Annotated in this window: 17 protein-coding genes; 10 read left to right on the plus strand and 7 right to left on the minus strand. The window is 69.3% G+C overall.

Translation table 11 applies throughout. From position 1 onward, the window contains the following. A complete protein-coding gene (locus BrevBR_RS04470) occupies nucleotides 1-1,296 on the minus strand; it encodes a dicarboxylate/amino acid:cation symporter (protein ID WP_332641041.1) in 1,296 nt (431 codons plus the stop codon). A 125-nt stretch (nucleotides 1,297-1,421) separates the two neighbouring features. On the opposite strand from BrevBR_RS04470, the gene BrevBR_RS04475 reads away from it, so the two are divergent. Next, nucleotides 1,422-1,952 carry a hypothetical protein gene (locus BrevBR_RS04475; protein WP_340000069.1) on the plus strand — a complete coding sequence of 177 codons (531 nt, stop codon included), beginning with the start codon at nucleotides 1,422-1,424 and terminating at the stop codon, nucleotides 1,950-1,952. Here the strand turns inward: BrevBR_RS04475 and mnmH are convergent. Further along, on the minus strand, nucleotides 1,939-2,994 hold the full coding sequence (gene mnmH / locus BrevBR_RS04480; RefSeq protein WP_340000070.1) for a tRNA 2-selenouridine(34) synthase MnmH: 1,056 nt from the start codon (nucleotides 2,992-2,994) through the stop codon (nucleotides 1,939-1,941). The genes BrevBR_RS04475 and mnmH overlap by 14 nt on opposite strands. Beyond that, on the minus strand, nucleotides 2,991-4,037 hold the full coding sequence (gene selD / locus BrevBR_RS04485; RefSeq protein WP_340000071.1) for a selenide, water dikinase SelD: 1,047 nt from the start codon (nucleotides 4,035-4,037) through the stop codon (nucleotides 2,991-2,993). Before selD ends, mnmH begins: the two co-directional genes overlap by 4 nt. Before the next feature lie 65 nt (nucleotides 4,038-4,102). Here selD and BrevBR_RS04490 point away from each other — a divergent pair, with 65 nt between their 5' ends. From BrevBR_RS04490 to BrevBR_RS04525, 8 genes are all read left to right on the plus strand, one after another. Further along, the gene (locus BrevBR_RS04490; RefSeq protein ID WP_340000072.1) at nucleotides 4,103-5,950 is read left to right on the plus strand and encodes a family 43 glycosylhydrolase; all 1,848 of its coding nucleotides are present in this window, start codon (nucleotides 4,103-4,105) and stop codon (nucleotides 5,948-5,950) included. A 69-nt stretch (nucleotides 5,951-6,019) separates the two neighbouring features. Then, entirely contained in the window at nucleotides 6,020-7,339 is a 1,320-nt protein-coding gene (locus tag BrevBR_RS04495; protein WP_340000073.1) for an amidohydrolase, read from the plus strand. A gap of 57 nt (nucleotides 7,340-7,396) precedes the next feature. Then, entirely contained in the window at nucleotides 7,397-7,600 is a 204-nt protein-coding gene (locus BrevBR_RS04500; protein ID WP_332641034.1) for a cysteine protease, read from the plus strand. A 61-nt stretch (nucleotides 7,601-7,661) separates the two neighbouring features. Beyond that, on the plus strand, nucleotides 7,662-8,327 hold the full coding sequence (locus BrevBR_RS04505) for a glutathione S-transferase family protein (RefSeq protein WP_340000074.1): 666 nt from the start codon (nucleotides 7,662-7,664) through the stop codon (nucleotides 8,325-8,327). Nucleotides 8,328-8,416: 89 nt separating this feature from the next. Continuing rightward, nucleotides 8,417-8,632 (plus strand): hypothetical protein, encoded by a 216-nt coding sequence (locus BrevBR_RS04510; RefSeq protein ID WP_340000075.1) that lies wholly within the window; start codon nucleotides 8,417-8,419, stop codon nucleotides 8,630-8,632. 136 nt (nucleotides 8,633-8,768) lie between these two features. After that, nucleotides 8,769-9,242 (plus strand): transcription elongation factor GreA, encoded by a 474-nt coding sequence (gene greA, locus BrevBR_RS04515; RefSeq protein ID WP_332641031.1) that lies wholly within the window; start codon nucleotides 8,769-8,771, stop codon nucleotides 9,240-9,242. A gap of 4 nt (nucleotides 9,243-9,246) precedes the next feature. After that, a complete protein-coding gene (locus BrevBR_RS04520; RefSeq protein ID WP_340000076.1) occupies nucleotides 9,247-9,666 on the plus strand; it encodes a VOC family protein in 420 nt (139 codons plus the stop codon). Next, complete coding sequence (locus tag BrevBR_RS04525; RefSeq protein ID WP_340000077.1) at nucleotides 9,636-10,646, plus strand: mitochondrial fission ELM1 family protein; 1,011 nt, start codon at nucleotides 9,636-9,638, stop codon at nucleotides 10,644-10,646. Before BrevBR_RS04520 ends, BrevBR_RS04525 begins: the two co-directional genes overlap by 31 nt. Here BrevBR_RS04525 and BrevBR_RS04530 read toward each other — a convergent pair. Beyond that, the gene (locus tag BrevBR_RS04530) at nucleotides 10,643-10,948 is read right to left on the minus strand and encodes a hypothetical protein (protein WP_340000078.1); all 306 of its coding nucleotides are present in this window, start codon (nucleotides 10,946-10,948) and stop codon (nucleotides 10,643-10,645) included. The two genes, BrevBR_RS04525 and BrevBR_RS04530, sit on opposite strands and share 4 nt — an antisense overlap. Nucleotides 10,949-11,024: 76 nt before the next feature. Here BrevBR_RS04530 and trxB point away from each other — a divergent pair, with 76 nt between their 5' ends. Then, the gene (gene trxB, locus BrevBR_RS04535) at nucleotides 11,025-12,035 is read left to right on the plus strand and encodes a thioredoxin-disulfide reductase (RefSeq protein WP_340000079.1); all 1,011 of its coding nucleotides are present in this window, start codon (nucleotides 11,025-11,027) and stop codon (nucleotides 12,033-12,035) included. A 6-nt stretch (nucleotides 12,036-12,041) separates the two neighbouring features. Here trxB and BrevBR_RS04540 read toward each other — a convergent pair whose 3' ends face one another. The 3 genes from BrevBR_RS04540 to BrevBR_RS04550 all read right to left on the minus strand — a co-directional run bounded on the left by BrevBR_RS04540 (nucleotide 12,042) and on the right by BrevBR_RS04550 (nucleotide 15,378). Then, a complete protein-coding gene (locus BrevBR_RS04540) occupies nucleotides 12,042-12,449 on the minus strand; it encodes a response regulator (RefSeq protein WP_340000080.1) in 408 nt (135 codons plus the stop codon). Nucleotides 12,450-12,549: 100 nt separating this feature from the next. Continuing rightward, on the minus strand, nucleotides 12,550-14,100 hold the full coding sequence (locus BrevBR_RS04545) for a PAS domain-containing protein (RefSeq protein WP_340000081.1): 1,551 nt from the start codon (nucleotides 14,098-14,100) through the stop codon (nucleotides 12,550-12,552). An 87-nt stretch (nucleotides 14,101-14,187) separates the two neighbouring features. Beyond that, on the minus strand, nucleotides 14,188-15,378 hold the full coding sequence (locus tag BrevBR_RS04550) for a cell wall hydrolase (protein ID WP_340000082.1): 1,191 nt from the start codon (nucleotides 15,376-15,378) through the stop codon (nucleotides 14,188-14,190). Between the last annotated feature and the right edge of the window lie 27 nt (nucleotides 15,379-15,405).

The following is a 15,405-nucleotide window of genomic DNA, read 5'->3' on the forward strand; positions in this document are numbered from 1 at the left end:
TCAGATCCCCGACGCCGCCTCCGGGTCCGCCGTTGCGTCCCGCCCCTCCACGATCCGCGCCGCCGCCAGGTCGGCGGTGACGTTGCCGATGGTGCGGAAGATGTCGGGCACCACCTCGACCGCCAGCAGCAGCGGCAGGACCTCGAGCGGCAGGCCCATGGCCAGGGCGATGGGGGCGATGGAGGCGAAGAAGGAGACCTGGCCCGGGAGGCCCACGGTGCCGACGCTGATGGCCAGGGCGGCGACGCTGCCGGCGATCAGGACGCCGGGCGTCAGGGGGATGCCGTACAGGTGGGCGACATAGATGCAGACGGCCAGGTTGGCGACCGTCGAGGTGATGCGGAAGATGGCCACCGCCAGCGGCAGGACCAGACCCGCGGTCGCCGTCGAGACGCCCAGACGGTCGATCGCCCGCTCGACCATGACCGGCAGGCAGGCCAGCGACGACTGGGTCGAGAAGGCCACGACCTGGGCCGGGGCGGCGGCGCGGGCGAAGCGGCCCAGCGTCACCCGCCCGAAAACGACGGCCACGACATAGGTCAGCAGGATCAGGCCGATCAGGGCCAGGGAAACGATGGCGATGTAGTGGCCCAGCACGCCCGCCGCGCCGAGGCCGGCTCTCAGCCCCACGCCCAGGGACAGGGCGAAGACGCCGATCGGGGCGGCGCGCAGCACCCAGTGAACGATGACGATCATGGTTTCCGACACCGCCTCGAAGAAGAGGGTCAGCGGCTGGCGCAGGCGCGTGGACAGACGGGTGGTCGCGAAGCCGAAGACGATGGCGAAGACCACGATGCCGAGGATGGCGTCGTCGGCGGCCGCGCGGATCGGATTGGCCGGGGCGAGGCTGGTCAGGAAGGCGGAGAAGCCGCCGCCGCCGAGGTTCTGGCGCACGGCCTCGTCGCCGACCGCGCCGGACAGCAGCAGCCGCCCGCCTTCCGGGTCGATCGGCCAGACGGCGTGCAGGCCCAGCGAGGCGAGAACGCCGTAGACCGTGGCTCCGACCAGCAGCAGGGCGAAGACCACGATGGCCTTCAGCGCCAGCCGGCCCGTCGCCGCCGCGTCCGCGATGGAGGCGATGCCGGTCACCAGCAGGCTGAAGACCAGCGGGATGATCGTCATCCGCAGGGCGTTGAGCCACAGCTGGCCGAGCCCCTCGACGAGGGCGACCGTGCCGGTCCCGCCGGGTATGCCGTACGCCTGCGCCGCCGCGCCGGCGGCCAAGCCCCCGATCAGGGCGACCAGCACCCACAGGCTGAGCGAGGAGAAGAGGGCGGCGGTGCGTGAACGGGTCATGCAGCGAAGCTAGGCGCCGCCGCGCGGTTTGGCCATCCGTCGCGTGCGCGCCGGGTGAACGATCCTTAACTCGACCGCGCCGCCGCGGCCCCGCAAGCTGAGCCGTTGGGTGTCGGGAGGGACGAATGCAACGGATGCGCACGGGCGCCGGATTCTACGGACTGGTCTTCATCGCCGGGTTCATCACCTTCGCCCTGCACGAAGGCGGACATTGGCTGGCGGCGATCCTGCTGGGGCATGAGGCGTATTTCGGGCTGAACAGCGCCGGGGCGCGGGGCGCGGTCAGCGCCGCCGACCACGCGATCATCTCGGCCGCGGGGCCGGCGGTGACCGTCGCTCAGGCGCTGATCGCCCTGGCGCTGGTGCAGGCGCGGGGCAGCGCGGTCGGCTGGATTTTCCTGTTCCAGGCCGCCTTCATGCGGCTCATGGCCACCGTCATCAGCCTGTTCAATCCGAACGACGAGGCGCGGATCAGCGAATGGCTGGGCTGGGGTCCGTGGATTCTGCCCGTGATCGTGACGGCCGGCCTGTTCGCCCTGCTGGCGGTGGGTGTTCAGCGGCTGAACGTCTCATGGAAGACGCTGGCGCTGAGCTGGGTGGTCGCTTCGGTCGCAGTCTCGGCCGTGGTGGGCCTCGACATGATCATGCCGCGCTGAGCCGCTCCAGCTGAAGCGCGACGGCGTCGGCGGCGGCGGCGAGGGCCGCGGCGTCGAGCGAACCGACCTCGATGATGGCGGCCGCGGGCCTGTCGCCCCCCGCGCGGCGATAGGCCGGGTCGTAGTGGGCCACGATCAGGGCCTCGGCCAGGGTCTCGATCTCTCCGTTCGCCGCCAGGGCGCGCCAGCCGGCGACCGTCTCCTTGCCGTGGTGCCGCGGCAGCCTGGTCAGGGCGGTATCGAGCGCAGCCGGATCGGCCGCGAAACCGGCGTAGTCCCGCACCGTCCGCGCCGCCCGCACGCTGACCGGCGACTCGATGCGGATCACGGACGCGGTCGACATGGCGGCCCACAGCATCGGCGGAATGACGCGCGCGCCGATCTTGCTGCTCTCGGCCTCGACGATGATCGGGCGGGACGGAACGAGCCGCGAGAGCGCGTCGTGAAGCCGGGTCTCGAAAGCCTTCTGCGACGGCTGCCCCCCCGGCATCGCGCCGAACAGCGAACCCCGGTGGGCCGCCAGCGCCTCCAGATCCAGCGTCTGCGTCCCCTGCCCCGCCAGCGTCGCCAGCAAAGCCGTCTTGCCCGAGCCCGTCGGTCCGTCCAGCAGCACCAGCCGGTGCGCGACGGGCTGGTCGTACAGCGCCGCCGTCACCTGCCGCCGCCAGGTCTGATAGCCGCCGTCCAGCACCGTGACCGGCCAGCCGACCTGATCCATCACCGTGGCCATGGCTCCCGAGCGCTGACCGCCGCGCCAGCAGTAGACCAGCGGCTGGAAGCTTCCGGCGCGGTCGGCAAGCGGCCCTTCGAGATGGGCGGCGATGTTGCGGGCCACCATGGCCGCGCCCGTGCGGCGGGCGAGGAATTTGGAGCCCTGGACGTATTCGGTTCCGACCGCCGCCCGCTGTTCGTCGTCCAGCACCGGCAGATTGATCGCCCCGGGGATGTGGTCGAGCGCGAACTCGGCGGGGCTGCGGACGTCGATGATGGCGTCGAAGGCGTCGCGCGACCGGGGACACAGCTCGACGGTGCGGCGGATCATGCGCCGACCCGCACCCTCGCCGGGCCGTCGACGACGCGGCCCACCACGGCGGCCTGCCCGAAGCCCTCGGCACGGGCCAGTTCCAGCAGGGCCTCGGCCTGACCGGCGGCGACGGAGACGAGCAGGCCGCCCGAGGTCTGGGGATCGGTCAGCAGGTCGCGGCGCCAGTCCGGCAGACCGGCGGGCAGGTCGATGAAGGCGCCATAGCTTTCCCGGTTGCGGCCCGAGGCGCCGGTGCGCACGCCGCTGGCGGCCAGGGGTTCGACCGCTTCCAGCAGGGGCGGATGTCCGATCAGCTCGACGGTCAGGCCCGATCCACGCGCCATCTCCAGCGCATGGCCCAGCAGGCCGAAGCCGGTCACGTCAGTCACCGCGTGGACGCCGGCCATGCCGGGAAGCTTCGCACCCACGGTGTTCAGCTTCGTGGTCGAGGCGATCAGGGCGGCGTAGCCGGCCTCATCGAGCCGGCCCTGTTTGAAGGCGGCGCTGAGCACGCCGACTCCCAGGGCCTTGGTCAGGATGAGGACATCGCCCGCCCGTGCGCCGCGATTGGTCAGCACCTGATCGGGATGCACCAGCCCCAGCGCGACCAGACCGTAGATCGGCTCGACGCTGTCGATGGAATGGCCGCCCGCCACCGGAATGCCCGCCGCCGCGCAGACCGAGGCCCCGCCCTGGAGGATGCGGCCGATGGTTTCCGTCGACAGCACATTCACCGGCATGCCGACCAGGGCGAGGGCGAAGATCGGCGCGCCGCCCATGGCGTAGACGTCCGACAGGGCGTTGGTCGCGGCGATGCGGCCGAAGTCGAACGGATCGTCGACCACCGGCATGAAGAAGTCCGTGGTGGCCACCAGCGCCTGCTGATCGTTCAGCCGCCAGACCGCCGCATCGTCACTGGTCTCGGTCCCGACGATCAGATTGGCGAAGGCCGCCGCCTGCGGGATGTCCTTCAGTATGTCCTGCAGCACCGCCGGGGCCAGCTTGCAGCCGCAGCCGCCTCCATGGGCCAGCGAGGTCAGGCGGGGCTCGGTCGTGCTCATGCTCCGGGTGTGAGCGAAACGGCTCGTGAACTCAACCGTCCCGCGCTCCGTGCTAGCGTGACGGCATGCGCAGCCTGATCGCCCCCGTCGCCTCAGTGATCGCCCTGATGTTCGCCCTACCCGCCGCCGCGCAGGAGGTCCGCCCGCGGACCTGGGCCAATCCGGTCGATGTCGACTACAAATACAATTTCGAGCAGACCCACCGGGGGATCAGCTATCGGACCGGCGCCGATCCGGTGATCGTCCTGCATCGCGACCGCTACTTCCTGTTCCAGACCCTGGCGGACGGCTACTGGACCTCCACGGACCTGGTGGACTGGACCTACGTCCAGCCCGACAAATGGCCGTTCGAGAGCAATGTCGCGCCCGCCGCCGTCTCGGACGGCGAGCGGCTGTATCTGATGCAGTCGGCCTTCGAGCCCCGCCCCCTGCTGGTCAGCGAACACCCCGAGACCGGCCGCTGGGACTGGCACACCCGCATCCTGCCGCCCGTGCCGGGCGCGGTCAGCCGCAATGAGGAAGGCAGTCTGGGCGAAGGCGGCGTACCGGCGGACAAGCTTCCGCCCGGGCCGTGGGATCCCGGCCTGTTCATCGACGACGACGGCAAATGGTACCTCTACTGGGGGTCGTCCAACGTCTATCCGCTGTACGGCTCGCAGATCGATCCGACGCCGCCCGTCCGCTTCATCGGCGAGCCGACGCGGCTGCATGTCCTGCATCCCGACCGGCACGGCTGGGAGCGTTTCGGTCAGGATCACTCGGGCGGCCTGCCCGACGGCACGGCCATCAACCCCTATATGGAAGGGGCGTGGATGACGAAGCACGGCGGCCGCTACTATCTGCAGTACGGAGCGCCGGGCACTGAGTACAATGCCTACGCCAATGGGACATATGTCGGCTCCAGTCCCTTGGGGCCGTTCGAATATGCGCCGTACAATCCGGTCAGCTACAAGCCCGGCGGCTTCGTCGAGGGCGCCGGCCACGGCTCGACCTTCCAGGACCGGCACGGCAATTGGTGGAACACGGGCACGCCGTGGATCGGACACAACTGGACCTTCGAGCGGCGCATCGCGATGTTCCCGGGCGGCTTCACGCCCGACGGCCAGATGCATTTCTCCAGCCGGTTCGGCGACTATCCGCAGCGGATGCCGACGGCGAAGGTGGATGATCCGGAGAGCCTGTTCACGGGCTGGTTCCCCCTGTCCTACAGGGCCGAGGCCGTCGCCTCGTCCACCCGCGGCGAGTTCGCCGCCAACCGCGCCACGGACGAGAATCCGCGCACCTTCTGGGTCGCGGGGCGCAACGAGGCGGGCCAGACCCTGACGCTGGACCTCGGCGGGCTGAAGGCGGTCCATGCGGTGCAGGTCAACTATGCGGATCATGAATCCGGCGTCTATGCCGAACGTCCGGACATCCGCACCCGCTTCCGCATCCTGACCTCCCGCGACGGCCGGGACTGGGCGGTGTTCGCCGACCTGTCAGACTCCACCCGCGACCGGCCCAACGCCTATGTCGAGGGCGAACGGCCGGTGGACGCCCGCTATGTCCGTTACGAGCACGGCGAGGTCGCCGCCGCCAACCTGGCCATCTCGGATCTGCGGGTCTTCGGCACGGTGGACGGCCTGGCGCCGGAGCGGCCCGATCTGCGGGTCCGGCGCGGCGGCGACCAGCGCAACGCGATGGTCTCGGTCACGCCGGTCTCCGGGGCGCTGGGCTACAACATCCGCTGGGGCGTGGCGCCGGACAGGCTGTTCCAGACCTACCAGGTCTATTTCGACGACCTGCGCGACATGGGAGATCAGCTTGAGGTTCGGGCCCTGAATGTCGGCGTCGACTACTGGTTCGCTGTCGAGGCCTTCTCGCCCAGCGGCGTTTCACCCCTGAGCCGGACGGTTCGCGTACCGGCCCGCTGACCCTCCGGTTTGACGTTGCCAACCCGGGAGCGAGGGACCAGGCTCGGCCCGGACATGACGGGGGGAATGATGCGACTTCTTGCAACCACGGCCGCACTGGCCCTGCTGGCCTTCGGCCCGGCCCATGCGCAACAGGGGTCGACCGACGCCGAGCTGCGGCTGGCCGTGGCGCGCGACTATGACGCCAACCTCGGCGCCCTGTTCGACGACTTCCACCGCAACCCCGAACTGTCGGGCATGGAGGTTCGCACCTCGGGCATCATGGCCGCCCAGCTGACCGCCCTCGGCTATGAGGTCACGACCGGCGTCGGCGGCACGGGCGTGGTCGCGGTGCTGCGCAACGGCGCCGGGCCGACGGTCATGATCCGCGCCGACATGGACGGCCTGCCGCTGAGCGAACAATCCGGTCTGCCCAACGCCTCCACGGTCAAACAGGTCGACAGCGACGGCGTCGAAAAGCCCGTCATGCACGCCTGCGGCCACGATGTTCACATCACCGCCCTGATCGGCACGGCCCGCCAGATGATGGCGCAGCGCGCGGACTGGTCGGGCACGCTGGTGCTGATCGCCCAGCCGGCCGAGGAGCGCATCTTCGGCGCCCGGGCCATGGTGCGGGACGGTCTGTATTCCCGATTCCCCAAGCCCGACTACGCCCTGGCCTTCCACGTCTCGGCGGATCTGGCCAACGGCCTGATCGATGTGCCGCCGGGCATCACCTCGTCGAGCTCCGACAGTGTCGACATCGCGGTGCATGGCGTCGGGACCCACGGGGCCTATCCGCACATGGGGATCGACCCGATCGTGGTGGCGTCGGCCATCGTGATGAACCTGCAGACCCTGCCCAGCCGCAGCATCAACCCACTGGAAGGCGCGGTCGTGACCGTCGGGGCCATCCACGGCGGCATCAAGCACAACATCATCTCGGACCGCGTGGACATGCAGCTGACGGTTCGCGCCGATAATCCCGAGACGCGCACCGCCCTTCTGGACGGCATCGACCGCGTCGCGCGCGGCACGGCCCTGGCGCTCGGGGTGCCCGAGGACAGGCTGCCCACCGTGGTCCGGTCGACGACCGAGACGACGCCGGCGACCATCAACGACGCGGCCACCGCCAGCCGTCTCCGCGCGGCCATCGGCGCGGCCATGGGCGCCGAGCGGGTGGTGGACGTCGCCCGCACAGGCATGGGCGCCGAGGATTTCGCATACTTCGTCACTCCGGAGAGCGGGGTGAAGGGCGTCTATTTCAGCGTCGGCGGCACCCCTGCCGATCAGGTCGCGACCGCGCCCGGCCACCATTCGCCCCTGTTCCGCATCGATCCGCGGCCTGCCGTCACGACCGGAGTGGAGGCGACCGTGGTCGCGGCCCAGGCCCTGATGCCGAAAGGCTGAGGCGGCCCCTGAACCGTTCCCGGCGCCGTCCGTTTCACCCGTGAACCGGAGAGCGCCATGCCCATTCCCAAACTCGCGACCCTGATCGGCGGATTGCTGCTCAGCAAGGGCGGACGGCGCATGGCCGGCCGTCACGCCGGGAAACTGGCGCTGGCGACCCTTGCCTTCCAGCTGTGGGAGCAAAAGCAGGCGGCGAAACATCCGGGCCGCGGCCGGACTCGCGCGCACCCGCGCCAGCGCTGGAGCGGACGCCGCGTCTGAAACCGCTGGACGGACGCGGGGTCAACCTCGCTAAGTGGCCCGGCCAAGCGGAGCCGTCGCCATGATCACCGTCCATCACCTGAACGATTCCCGCTCCCAGCGCGTGCTGTGGCTGCTGGAGGAACTGGGCCTTCCCTACGAGGTGAAACGGTACCAGCGGGATGCGAAGACCCGTCTGGCCCCGCCCGAACTCATGGCCATCCACCCGCTGGGCAAGTCGCCGGTGGTGGACGATGGCGACGTCCGCCTGGCCGAGACCGGAGCCATCATCGAATATCTGCTCGAGGCGCACCCGGCGTCCGGCCTTCGTCCGGAGCGCGGGACCGAAGCCGGACGGCGCTTCACCTACTGGCTGCACTATGCCGAGGGGTCGGCCATGACGCCCCTGTTGCTGAAGCTGATCTTCGGCGTGATCCCGGACCGGGTTCCCTTCCTCGCACGGGGCGTGGCCAAGAGCATCAGCAAGGCCATGAACGCCAATATGATCGATCCGCAGATCGCGGCCCACACCGCCCTGTGGGAGGCCGAACTGGCCCGCTCGGCCTGGTTCGCCGGCGACGAATTTTCCGCCGCCGACATCATGATGAGCTTCCCGGTCGAGGCGGCCGGATCGCGGGTCGGCTACGGCGCTGACAAGCCTCGCCTGAAGGCCTTCCTGAAGACCATCCACGCCCGTCCGGCGTATCAGCGGGCGCTCGAACGCGGCGGACCATACAGCTACGCCTGACGATGGCTTCGGCGCCACAGGCGGCCTGCGACCCGTCCCGAATCCGGACGCGGGCGCAACTCCGCCCTGAATGGAACGTTAATGGCCCCATGCGCCCGAGAACCATTCAAGTCATCGCCGCCCTTGTCGCCGCCGTCGCCTTCATCCTGGCGTTCATGGCCGCAGGCGTCGTCCTGCTGTCGAGCCTGTTCATGGCCCTGGGTCTGGCCGCCGTCGCCTGGCTGGCCTGGAGTCTGGTCGGAAGGGTCAAATTGTGGGGCAGCATCCAGCAGATCCGCGAGCGCCGGCGCAAGGCCGTCACATAACGACAATCTTCAGGATACCGCTTGCCCCTTGAACCTTGAGGCCGGGCGCCCTACCCTCTTGGGCCGGTCGCGAGCGCCCAGCGACCCTTGGCGTAACCAATCTCTAGTCGGGCGATAGCTCAGAAATTCACGACATATGGAAAAAGTGCCGATGACGGCCGAGGGCTACCGTGTCCTCGACGATCAGCTGAAGCAATTGAAGTCCGTCGAAAGGCCGAGCGTTATCTCGGCCATTTCGGAGGCGCGCGAGCATGGCGATCTGTCTGAAAACGCCGAGTATCACGCCGCCAAGGAGCGTCAAGGCTGGATCGAAGGCCAGATCGCCGACATCGAGGACAAGATCAGCCGCGCCCAGGTCATTGACGTCTCCAAGCTGAACGGCAGCCAGGTGAAGTTCGGGGCCACGGTCACCGTGGTCGATGAGGACACCGAGGAAGAGGCCCGCTACCAGATCGTCGGCGAGCACGAAGCCGATGTGAAGGCGGGCAAGATCTCGATCGCCTCGCCGATCGCGCGCGCCATGATCTCGAAAGAGATCGGCGACGTGGTCGAGGTGAACACCCCCGGCGGCGTCAAGGCCTACGAAATCCTCAAGGTCGAGTGGAAATAGGCCGATGACCGACGCCCCCGAAACGCGCCCGCCGCTGGTGTCGCACGTTTCGGTCGGCGTCACGGATATCGCCCGCGCCGCCGCCTTCTACGACGCCGTCATGGCTGTTCTGGGCGCGCGGCGGATCATGGAACACGAGATGGGCGTCGGCTATGGCCGCGCCTTCCCGGAATTCTGGGCGTCGCGGCCCCATGACCGCGGCGTGGCCGCGGCCGGCAACGGAACCCACATCTGTTTCAACGCCGCCGACGCCGCGGCGGTCGACGCCTTCCATGCGGCCGGCCTCGGCGCGGGCGGCGTGGACGACGGCGCACCCGGCCCGCGCCCCGAATACGCCCCCGGCTATTACGCCGCCTTCCTGCGCGATCCCGACGGCAACAAGGTCGAGGCCATGTGCTGGATCGCACCGCCCCCGGCGACGTGAGCACGCCGCTCTCCATCTGGGTGGTGTCCGACGGCCGCATCGGCATGGAGAACCAGGCGTTGGGCCTGGCCGAGGCCGTCCAGCGCCTGACCCCCGCCGATATCAGCGTCCGCCGCATCCGCTGGCGCCCGCTCTTCGACAAACTGCCATCGGCGCTGAAGGCGTCGTGGATGCTGGACCTGTCGTCCGATTCCACCGAACCCGCCGCCGGCGAGACCTGGCCCGATCTGTGGATCGCCACCGGCCGCGCCACCCTGCCGATGTCCGCCCGCGTCCGGGCCGCGTCCGGGGGGCGGACGTTCGTGGTCCAGACTCAGGATCCCCGCTGGCGCAACGCCGCCTATGACCTGATCGTCGCCCCCGCCCATGACCGGATCGAGGCTCCGAACGTGCTGTCGATCACCGGCTCGCCGCACCGGGTCACGCCGGAAAGGCTGGCCGAGGGGTCGGCCGCCTTCGCGGACCGGCTGGAGCCCCTGCCCCGCCCCCGCGTCGCTGCCCTGATCGGCGGCCGCTCCAAGGCCTTCGACCTGCCGGAAGCCCACGCCGCCGATCTGGCCGGGCGGATCGCCGGGGCCGTCGAGGCCGCGGGCGGCTCCCTGATGCTGACCTTCTCGCGGCGCACGCCCGAGGCGGCGAAGGCGGCGATGACCGCGCGGCTGGCGCACCTGCCGGGCCTGATCTGGGACGGCGCGGGTCCGAACCCCTATTTCGCCTTCCTCGACCAGGCCGATCATGTGCTGGTCACCGAGGACAGCGCCAATATGGCGGCGGAGGCGGCGTCGACGGGCAAGCCGGTTCATATACTGCCGATGATCCCGCTGAAGGCGGCGGACAAGTTCGCCCGCCTGCACGCCGACCTGCGCGAGCGCGGCGCCGCACGGCCGTTCGACGGGACGCTGGAGCGCTGGAGCTATGAGCCGCTGGACGAAACCGCGCGCGCGGCGCGGACGGTTCTGGAGCGGATGAGGCGGGGTTAGTCGCCGCCGCCGCCCCCGCCGCCGTCTCCACCGCCGCCGCCGCCATCGGACCCGCCGTCAGAGCCGTCGCCGTGTCCGCCCCTGCCGTTTCCGTCGCCGTCCGAGGTGTAGGTGGCGCTGTCGCCGCCCTCCCCGCGGCCAGCCTTCTTGCGCTGGCTGGAGTCGAGGGTCACGCCCAGCCCCGCGCCGATCGCCACGCCCAGACCGATGCCGATGGCCAGATTGTCCATGGCGATGCCGACGGCGCATCCGACCGCCACGCCCAGGGCCAATCCGATACCGATGAAACTGCGGCCTTCCATGTCGTCCCCTCCGTCAGACCTGTGAACAGTCGGAACCTACCATCGCAAGAAGCGGAATCAGCGCCTAAATAGGGGCATGAGCACTCCGAGAACCGTCCGCGTCGCCATCATCGGCTCCGGCCCCGCCGGCTGGACCGCCGCCATCTACGCCGCGCGCGCGTTGCTGAGCCCCGTCGTCATCGCCGGCCTGCAGCCCGGCGGCCAGCTGACCATCACCACCGACGTCGAGAATTATCCGGGCTTCAAGGACGTGATCCAGGGCCCGTGGCTGATGGAGCAGATGCGCGCCCAGGCCGAGCATGTCGGGACCGAGGTCATCGAGGACATCGTGGTCAAGGCGGACCTGTCGCAGCGGCCGTTCCGCCTGACGCTGGATAGCGGGACCGAGATGCTGGCCGAGACGGTGATCATCTCCACCGGCGCCCAGGCCAAATGGCTGGGGATCGAGAGCGAGGCGAAATACCAGGGCTTCGGCGTCTCGGCCTGCGCCACCTGCGACGGCTTCTTCTATCGCGGCAAGGAGGTCATCGTCGTCGGCGGGGGCAATACGGCCGTGGAAGAGGCGCTGTTCCTGACCAATTTCGCGTCGAAGGTCACCGTCGTGCACCGCCGCGACGAGTTCCGCGCCGAACGCATCCTGCAGGACCGGCTGTTCTCGAACCCCAAGGTCGAGGTGGTCTGGGACAACGCCATCGACGAAATCCTGGGCGAGACCAACAGCTTCGGCGGCGTCAACGTCACCGGCGCCCGTCTGAAGAACGTCAAGACGGGCGAGACGCGCGAGATCACGGCGGACGGCGTCTTCATCGCCATCGGCCATGCGCCGTCGTCAGAGCTGTTCGCGGGCCAGCTGGAGACCAAACAGGGCGGCTATCTGGTGGTGAAGCCGGGCACGGCGGCGACCGCCATCGAGGGCGTCTGGGCCGCCGGCGACGTGACCGACGACATCTACCGCCAGGCCGTCACGGCGGCGGGCATGGGCTGTATGGCGGCGCTGGAGGCGGTCCGCTTCCTCGCCGAGGAAGATCACGCGAAAGCCCATCACCCGATTTCGCACAAGGAAGCGGAAAAGATCGGCGTCTGGTAGCCGGCGTCAGCCGAACAGCTGCAGTTCCGGCGGAGCGTATTCGATCGGACGCCCGGCCCGGCGGCGCAGGGCGTAGTCGACAGCCGTCTGCACGGCGCGCTCGTCGGTCGGCTTTGACAGCACGCCGATCGTGCCCGCCACGCCGTTGCGCACCATGCCGGGGTTGGCGGTCATGAACAGGACGGTGACGCCCAGCTCCTGACCCAGTTCGCGGCCCAGATCGATGCCCGTCGGGCCGTCGGACAGATGGATGTCGACCAGGGCCAGGTCCACCTCGGTCTCCTGAACGACTTCCCGCGCCGTGCGCGCGTCAGCGGCCGTCCCGACCACCTCATGGCCGAGATCTTCCAGGACGAAGCGGAGCTCCATAGCCACCAGGGCTTCGTCTTCAATGATCAGAATACGCGCACTCATCAGATTTCAGACGGTTCTGTCCCTTTCGATTGCGTCCGCAGCATGCGGACAAGTTGCTAAACCAACGTTGACTCTTATTGCGAGTTGCAGACAAACGCCGTTATGCGACAATTTGTGCAGCGCGGCGCCTGGAAAGGGCGGTGGCCGGCAGGTCGGCGGTGACCCTCAGACCGTCGGGCGCCCAGACCCGTTCCAACCGCCCGCCAAGCTGGGTCTCCACCGACAGGGTGGCCAGCGAGGACCCGAACCCTGACCTCTCCGGCTCGCCCTTCACCGGCGGGCCGCCGCGTTCCTCCCAGACCAGGATGAACCGGTCGCCCTCGTTGCGAGTGGCCAGGGTGATGGCGCCGCCCTCGACCGACAGGGCGCCGTATTTGGAGGCGTTGGTGGCCAGTTCATGGAACAGCAGGGCCACCGAGGTCGCCGCCTGATCATCGAACACCGCGTCGTCCCCGCTCACCGTGACCCGCATCCTGCCGTCCAGGGTCGCATAGGGTTTGAACAGGTCGTTGAGGAAGGCGTGCAGAGTCATCGTGCCGACGGTCGGGCGCGAGGTGTCGGTGTGCGGCCGCACGAACTCGTGCGCGCGGGCCAAGGCGTTGATCCGCGTCCGCACGGCGGCGGCGAAGTCCTTCGCCTCGGGGAACTGGCGCGCCGACAGGGCTATCAGGGCCGAGACGACGGCGAAGATGTTCTTGATCCGATGGCTGAGCTCCTGACTCAGCAAATCCTTGGAATCGACGACCCGTTTCAGGTCCTCGATATCCGTGCAGGTGCCGAACCAGCGGGTGATCTCGCCCCGCTCGTTCCGGATCGGCCGGGCCCGTCCCAGCGTCCAGCGGTAGACGCCGTCAGCCCGACGCAGCCGGTACTCGATCTCGTAGGGCTCTCCGGTCTGGAGCGAATGTTGCCAGCGCTCCCAGGCGCGCGCCTGGTCGTCCGGGTGGAACATCCCGTTCCAGCCCTCGCCGTCGGTCGAACCGGCCGGCATGCCGGTAAACTCGTACCAGCGGGCGTTATAGTAGTCGTGGAAGCCGTCCGGCAGGGTCGACCAGACCATCTGCGGCATGGAGTCGGCGATGGCCCGGAATTTCGCTTCGCTCTCGGCCAGGGCGGCCGCGGCGGCGATCAGATCGTCATCGGCGCGTCGCCCCGCCGCGATCGCCTTGCGCAGGTTGAGCAGGTTCATCACCTGCCGCGCCAGAACCTCCAGCGCCTCGGCCTGTGTCGCGCTCAATCCTTCGGGCCGCGTGCGGGTGTCCAGCACACACAGGGTGCCCAGCGGCAGGCCGTTCTGATCCTTGAGCAGGACGCCGGCGTAGAATTTCAGACCCGCATTCCCGGTGACGAGCGGATTGTTCTCGAACCGGGGGTCCTTCGTGGCGTCGGGCACGATCAGCCGGTCCTGCTCCAGCAGGGCGTGGCGGCAGAATGAGGTTTCCAGCGGGGTTTCCCGTACGCCCAGACCAACCTCGGACTTGAACCACTGCCGGTCGGCGTCAATCAGGTTGACCACGGCGATCGGCGCGTCGCACAGCCGCGCCACCAGCGCCGTGATGTCGTCGAACGCAGGCTCGCGCTCGGAATCCAGAATATCGTAGGACTGCAGGGCCGCGAGGCGATCTGTCTCGTTCCAGGCGGTCTTGGTCATCCGGGGTCCATGCTTCGCGCTCGGGCGCGTAGACATCAGGTAATGCCCGAAGGCAGAACCCGTTGCAAAGCTTCCGATTCCGGGAACTCAGGAACCTGGACGGCCCACTTCCTCGACCTCCATGGGAGTCACCCCGGGGGCCACCACCACGACCGGAGCGGCCGCCGCGGGAGCCGGAGCCTCGAAGTCGGAGAGGCGCTGGTTGATGGCGGCGATCTCGGCCGGCGAAGGCTGGCGGCGACCGCCCAGCGAGGCGACGCCGACCACGCGGGTCTGGCCGTTGATCTCGACGGTCCGCATCGCACCCTCGCCGTTGGCGGCGACCTCGGCCAGCGCCTTTTCGGCCTCGGCGGCCGTGGCGATCTGGATGCGCGGCCGCGAGAAGCGGGCCTCGTCGATCAGGGGTTCCCGGCCCGAATAGCGCTGGCTGAAGGCGGCCGGCTCTCCATAGACGCCCTTCCAGCGATAGAAGATGTGCGCCCCGATCTGGGTCAGTTTGTTCAGCGTCGGCGACCACCACGGATGCACATAGTCGGCGTGATAATGGGTCGCCGTCCCGACCGCGGCCGACACATGGCCGGCCAGGGCCCGTTCCGCGACCCGCTTCGCCCGCTCCCAGGCCCAGCCGACCGGCGCCTGGCCCAGGGCGCCGTCGCAGGTGAAGCTGAACTGGCAGCCGGTCGTGCGCTCGGCCCCCTCGAACACCACGCCGCAGATGGTGTTGGCGTAGTTGGGATCGCGCACGCGGTTCAGAATGACCTGGGCCACCGCCTCCTGCCCGGCCGTCGGCTCCAGCGCCGCCTCGTAATAGACGCCTTGGGTCAGGCAGCGCAGCGCACGCCGGCGATCCTCGGCCGTGGCGGGCTTGAACACGAAGGGCGCCGCCACGCGCAGATATTGCGAGGCGTTGGGCGTTGCGGCGTTCAGCTTCATGGCGTCCAGGCCGGTCGCGCCGAACTCCAGCGTCGGGCGGCCAGCCAGCGTCAGACTTTCCCAGCCCGGCGTCAGTCCATACAGGGCCGGTTGCCGTTCACCCGGATCATGCCGCAGGGCCAGAGCCAATTGCGACGGATCCATCCGGCTGGTGATGGCGGCGAGCCCTCTCGCGCCAAGGTCGCCTTTGGTGAGGGTCCGCACCGCCTCCGCGCGGCGGTCGATCTCGGGCCGTGGGGTCGAGCTGGCGGCCATGGCCACGCCGAAGGCGGCCAGCACCACGGGGACGCCGGCGGCGAGCCGTCGCGTCCTCTTCAGCGTCGAACTCCAGTCGATTCCGGCCAAATCCAGCTCCAGGGGCGGCTCAGCCGC

The organism is Brevundimonas sp. BR2-1 (assembly GCF_037626195.1).
In the GTDB taxonomy this organism is placed as follows: Bacteria; Pseudomonadota; Alphaproteobacteria; order Caulobacterales; family Caulobacteraceae; genus Brevundimonas.

What these genes read in the sequence shown, in the direction of transcription:
- BrevBR_RS04530 (WP_340000078.1), bottom strand. Translation starts at nt 10,948, where the DNA reads ATGGAAGGCCGCAGTTTCATCGGTATCGGATTGGCCCTGGGCGTGGCG.
- trxB (WP_340000079.1), top strand. Translation starts at nt 11,025, where the DNA reads ATGAGCACTCCGAGAACCGTCCGCGTCGCCATCATCGGCTCCGGCCCC.
- BrevBR_RS04500 (WP_332641034.1), top strand. Translation starts at nt 7,397, where the DNA reads ATGCCCATTCCCAAACTCGCGACCCTGATCGGCGGATTGCTGCTCAGC.
- BrevBR_RS04475 (WP_340000069.1), top strand. Translation starts at nt 1,422, where the DNA reads ATGCAACGGATGCGCACGGGCGCCGGATTCTACGGACTGGTCTTCATC.
- BrevBR_RS04540 (WP_340000080.1), bottom strand. Translation starts at nt 12,449, where the DNA reads ATGAGTGCGCGTATTCTGATCATTGAAGACGAAGCCCTGGTGGCTATG.
- greA (WP_332641031.1), top strand. Translation starts at nt 8,769, where the DNA reads ATGGAAAAAGTGCCGATGACGGCCGAGGGCTACCGTGTCCTCGACGAT.
- BrevBR_RS04510 (WP_340000075.1), top strand. Translation starts at nt 8,417, where the DNA reads ATGCGCCCGAGAACCATTCAAGTCATCGCCGCCCTTGTCGCCGCCGTC.
- BrevBR_RS04490 (WP_340000072.1), top strand. Translation starts at nt 4,103, where the DNA reads ATGCGCAGCCTGATCGCCCCCGTCGCCTCAGTGATCGCCCTGATGTTC.
- BrevBR_RS04520 (WP_340000076.1), top strand. Translation starts at nt 9,247, where the DNA reads ATGACCGACGCCCCCGAAACGCGCCCGCCGCTGGTGTCGCACGTTTCG.
- selD (WP_340000071.1), bottom strand. Translation starts at nt 4,037, where the DNA reads ATGAGCACGACCGAGCCCCGCCTGACCTCGCTGGCCCATGGAGGCGGC.
- BrevBR_RS04495 (WP_340000073.1), top strand. Translation starts at nt 6,020, where the DNA reads ATGCGACTTCTTGCAACCACGGCCGCACTGGCCCTGCTGGCCTTCGGC.
- mnmH (WP_340000070.1), bottom strand. Translation starts at nt 2,994, where the DNA reads ATGATCCGCCGCACCGTCGAGCTGTGTCCCCGGTCGCGCGACGCCTTC.
- BrevBR_RS04505 (WP_340000074.1), top strand. Translation starts at nt 7,662, where the DNA reads ATGATCACCGTCCATCACCTGAACGATTCCCGCTCCCAGCGCGTGCTG.
- BrevBR_RS04545 (WP_340000081.1), bottom strand. Translation starts at nt 14,100, where the DNA reads ATGACCAAGACCGCCTGGAACGAGACAGATCGCCTCGCGGCCCTGCAG.
- BrevBR_RS04470 (WP_332641041.1), bottom strand. Translation starts at nt 1,296, where the DNA reads ATGACCCGTTCACGCACCGCCGCCCTCTTCTCCTCGCTCAGCCTGTGG.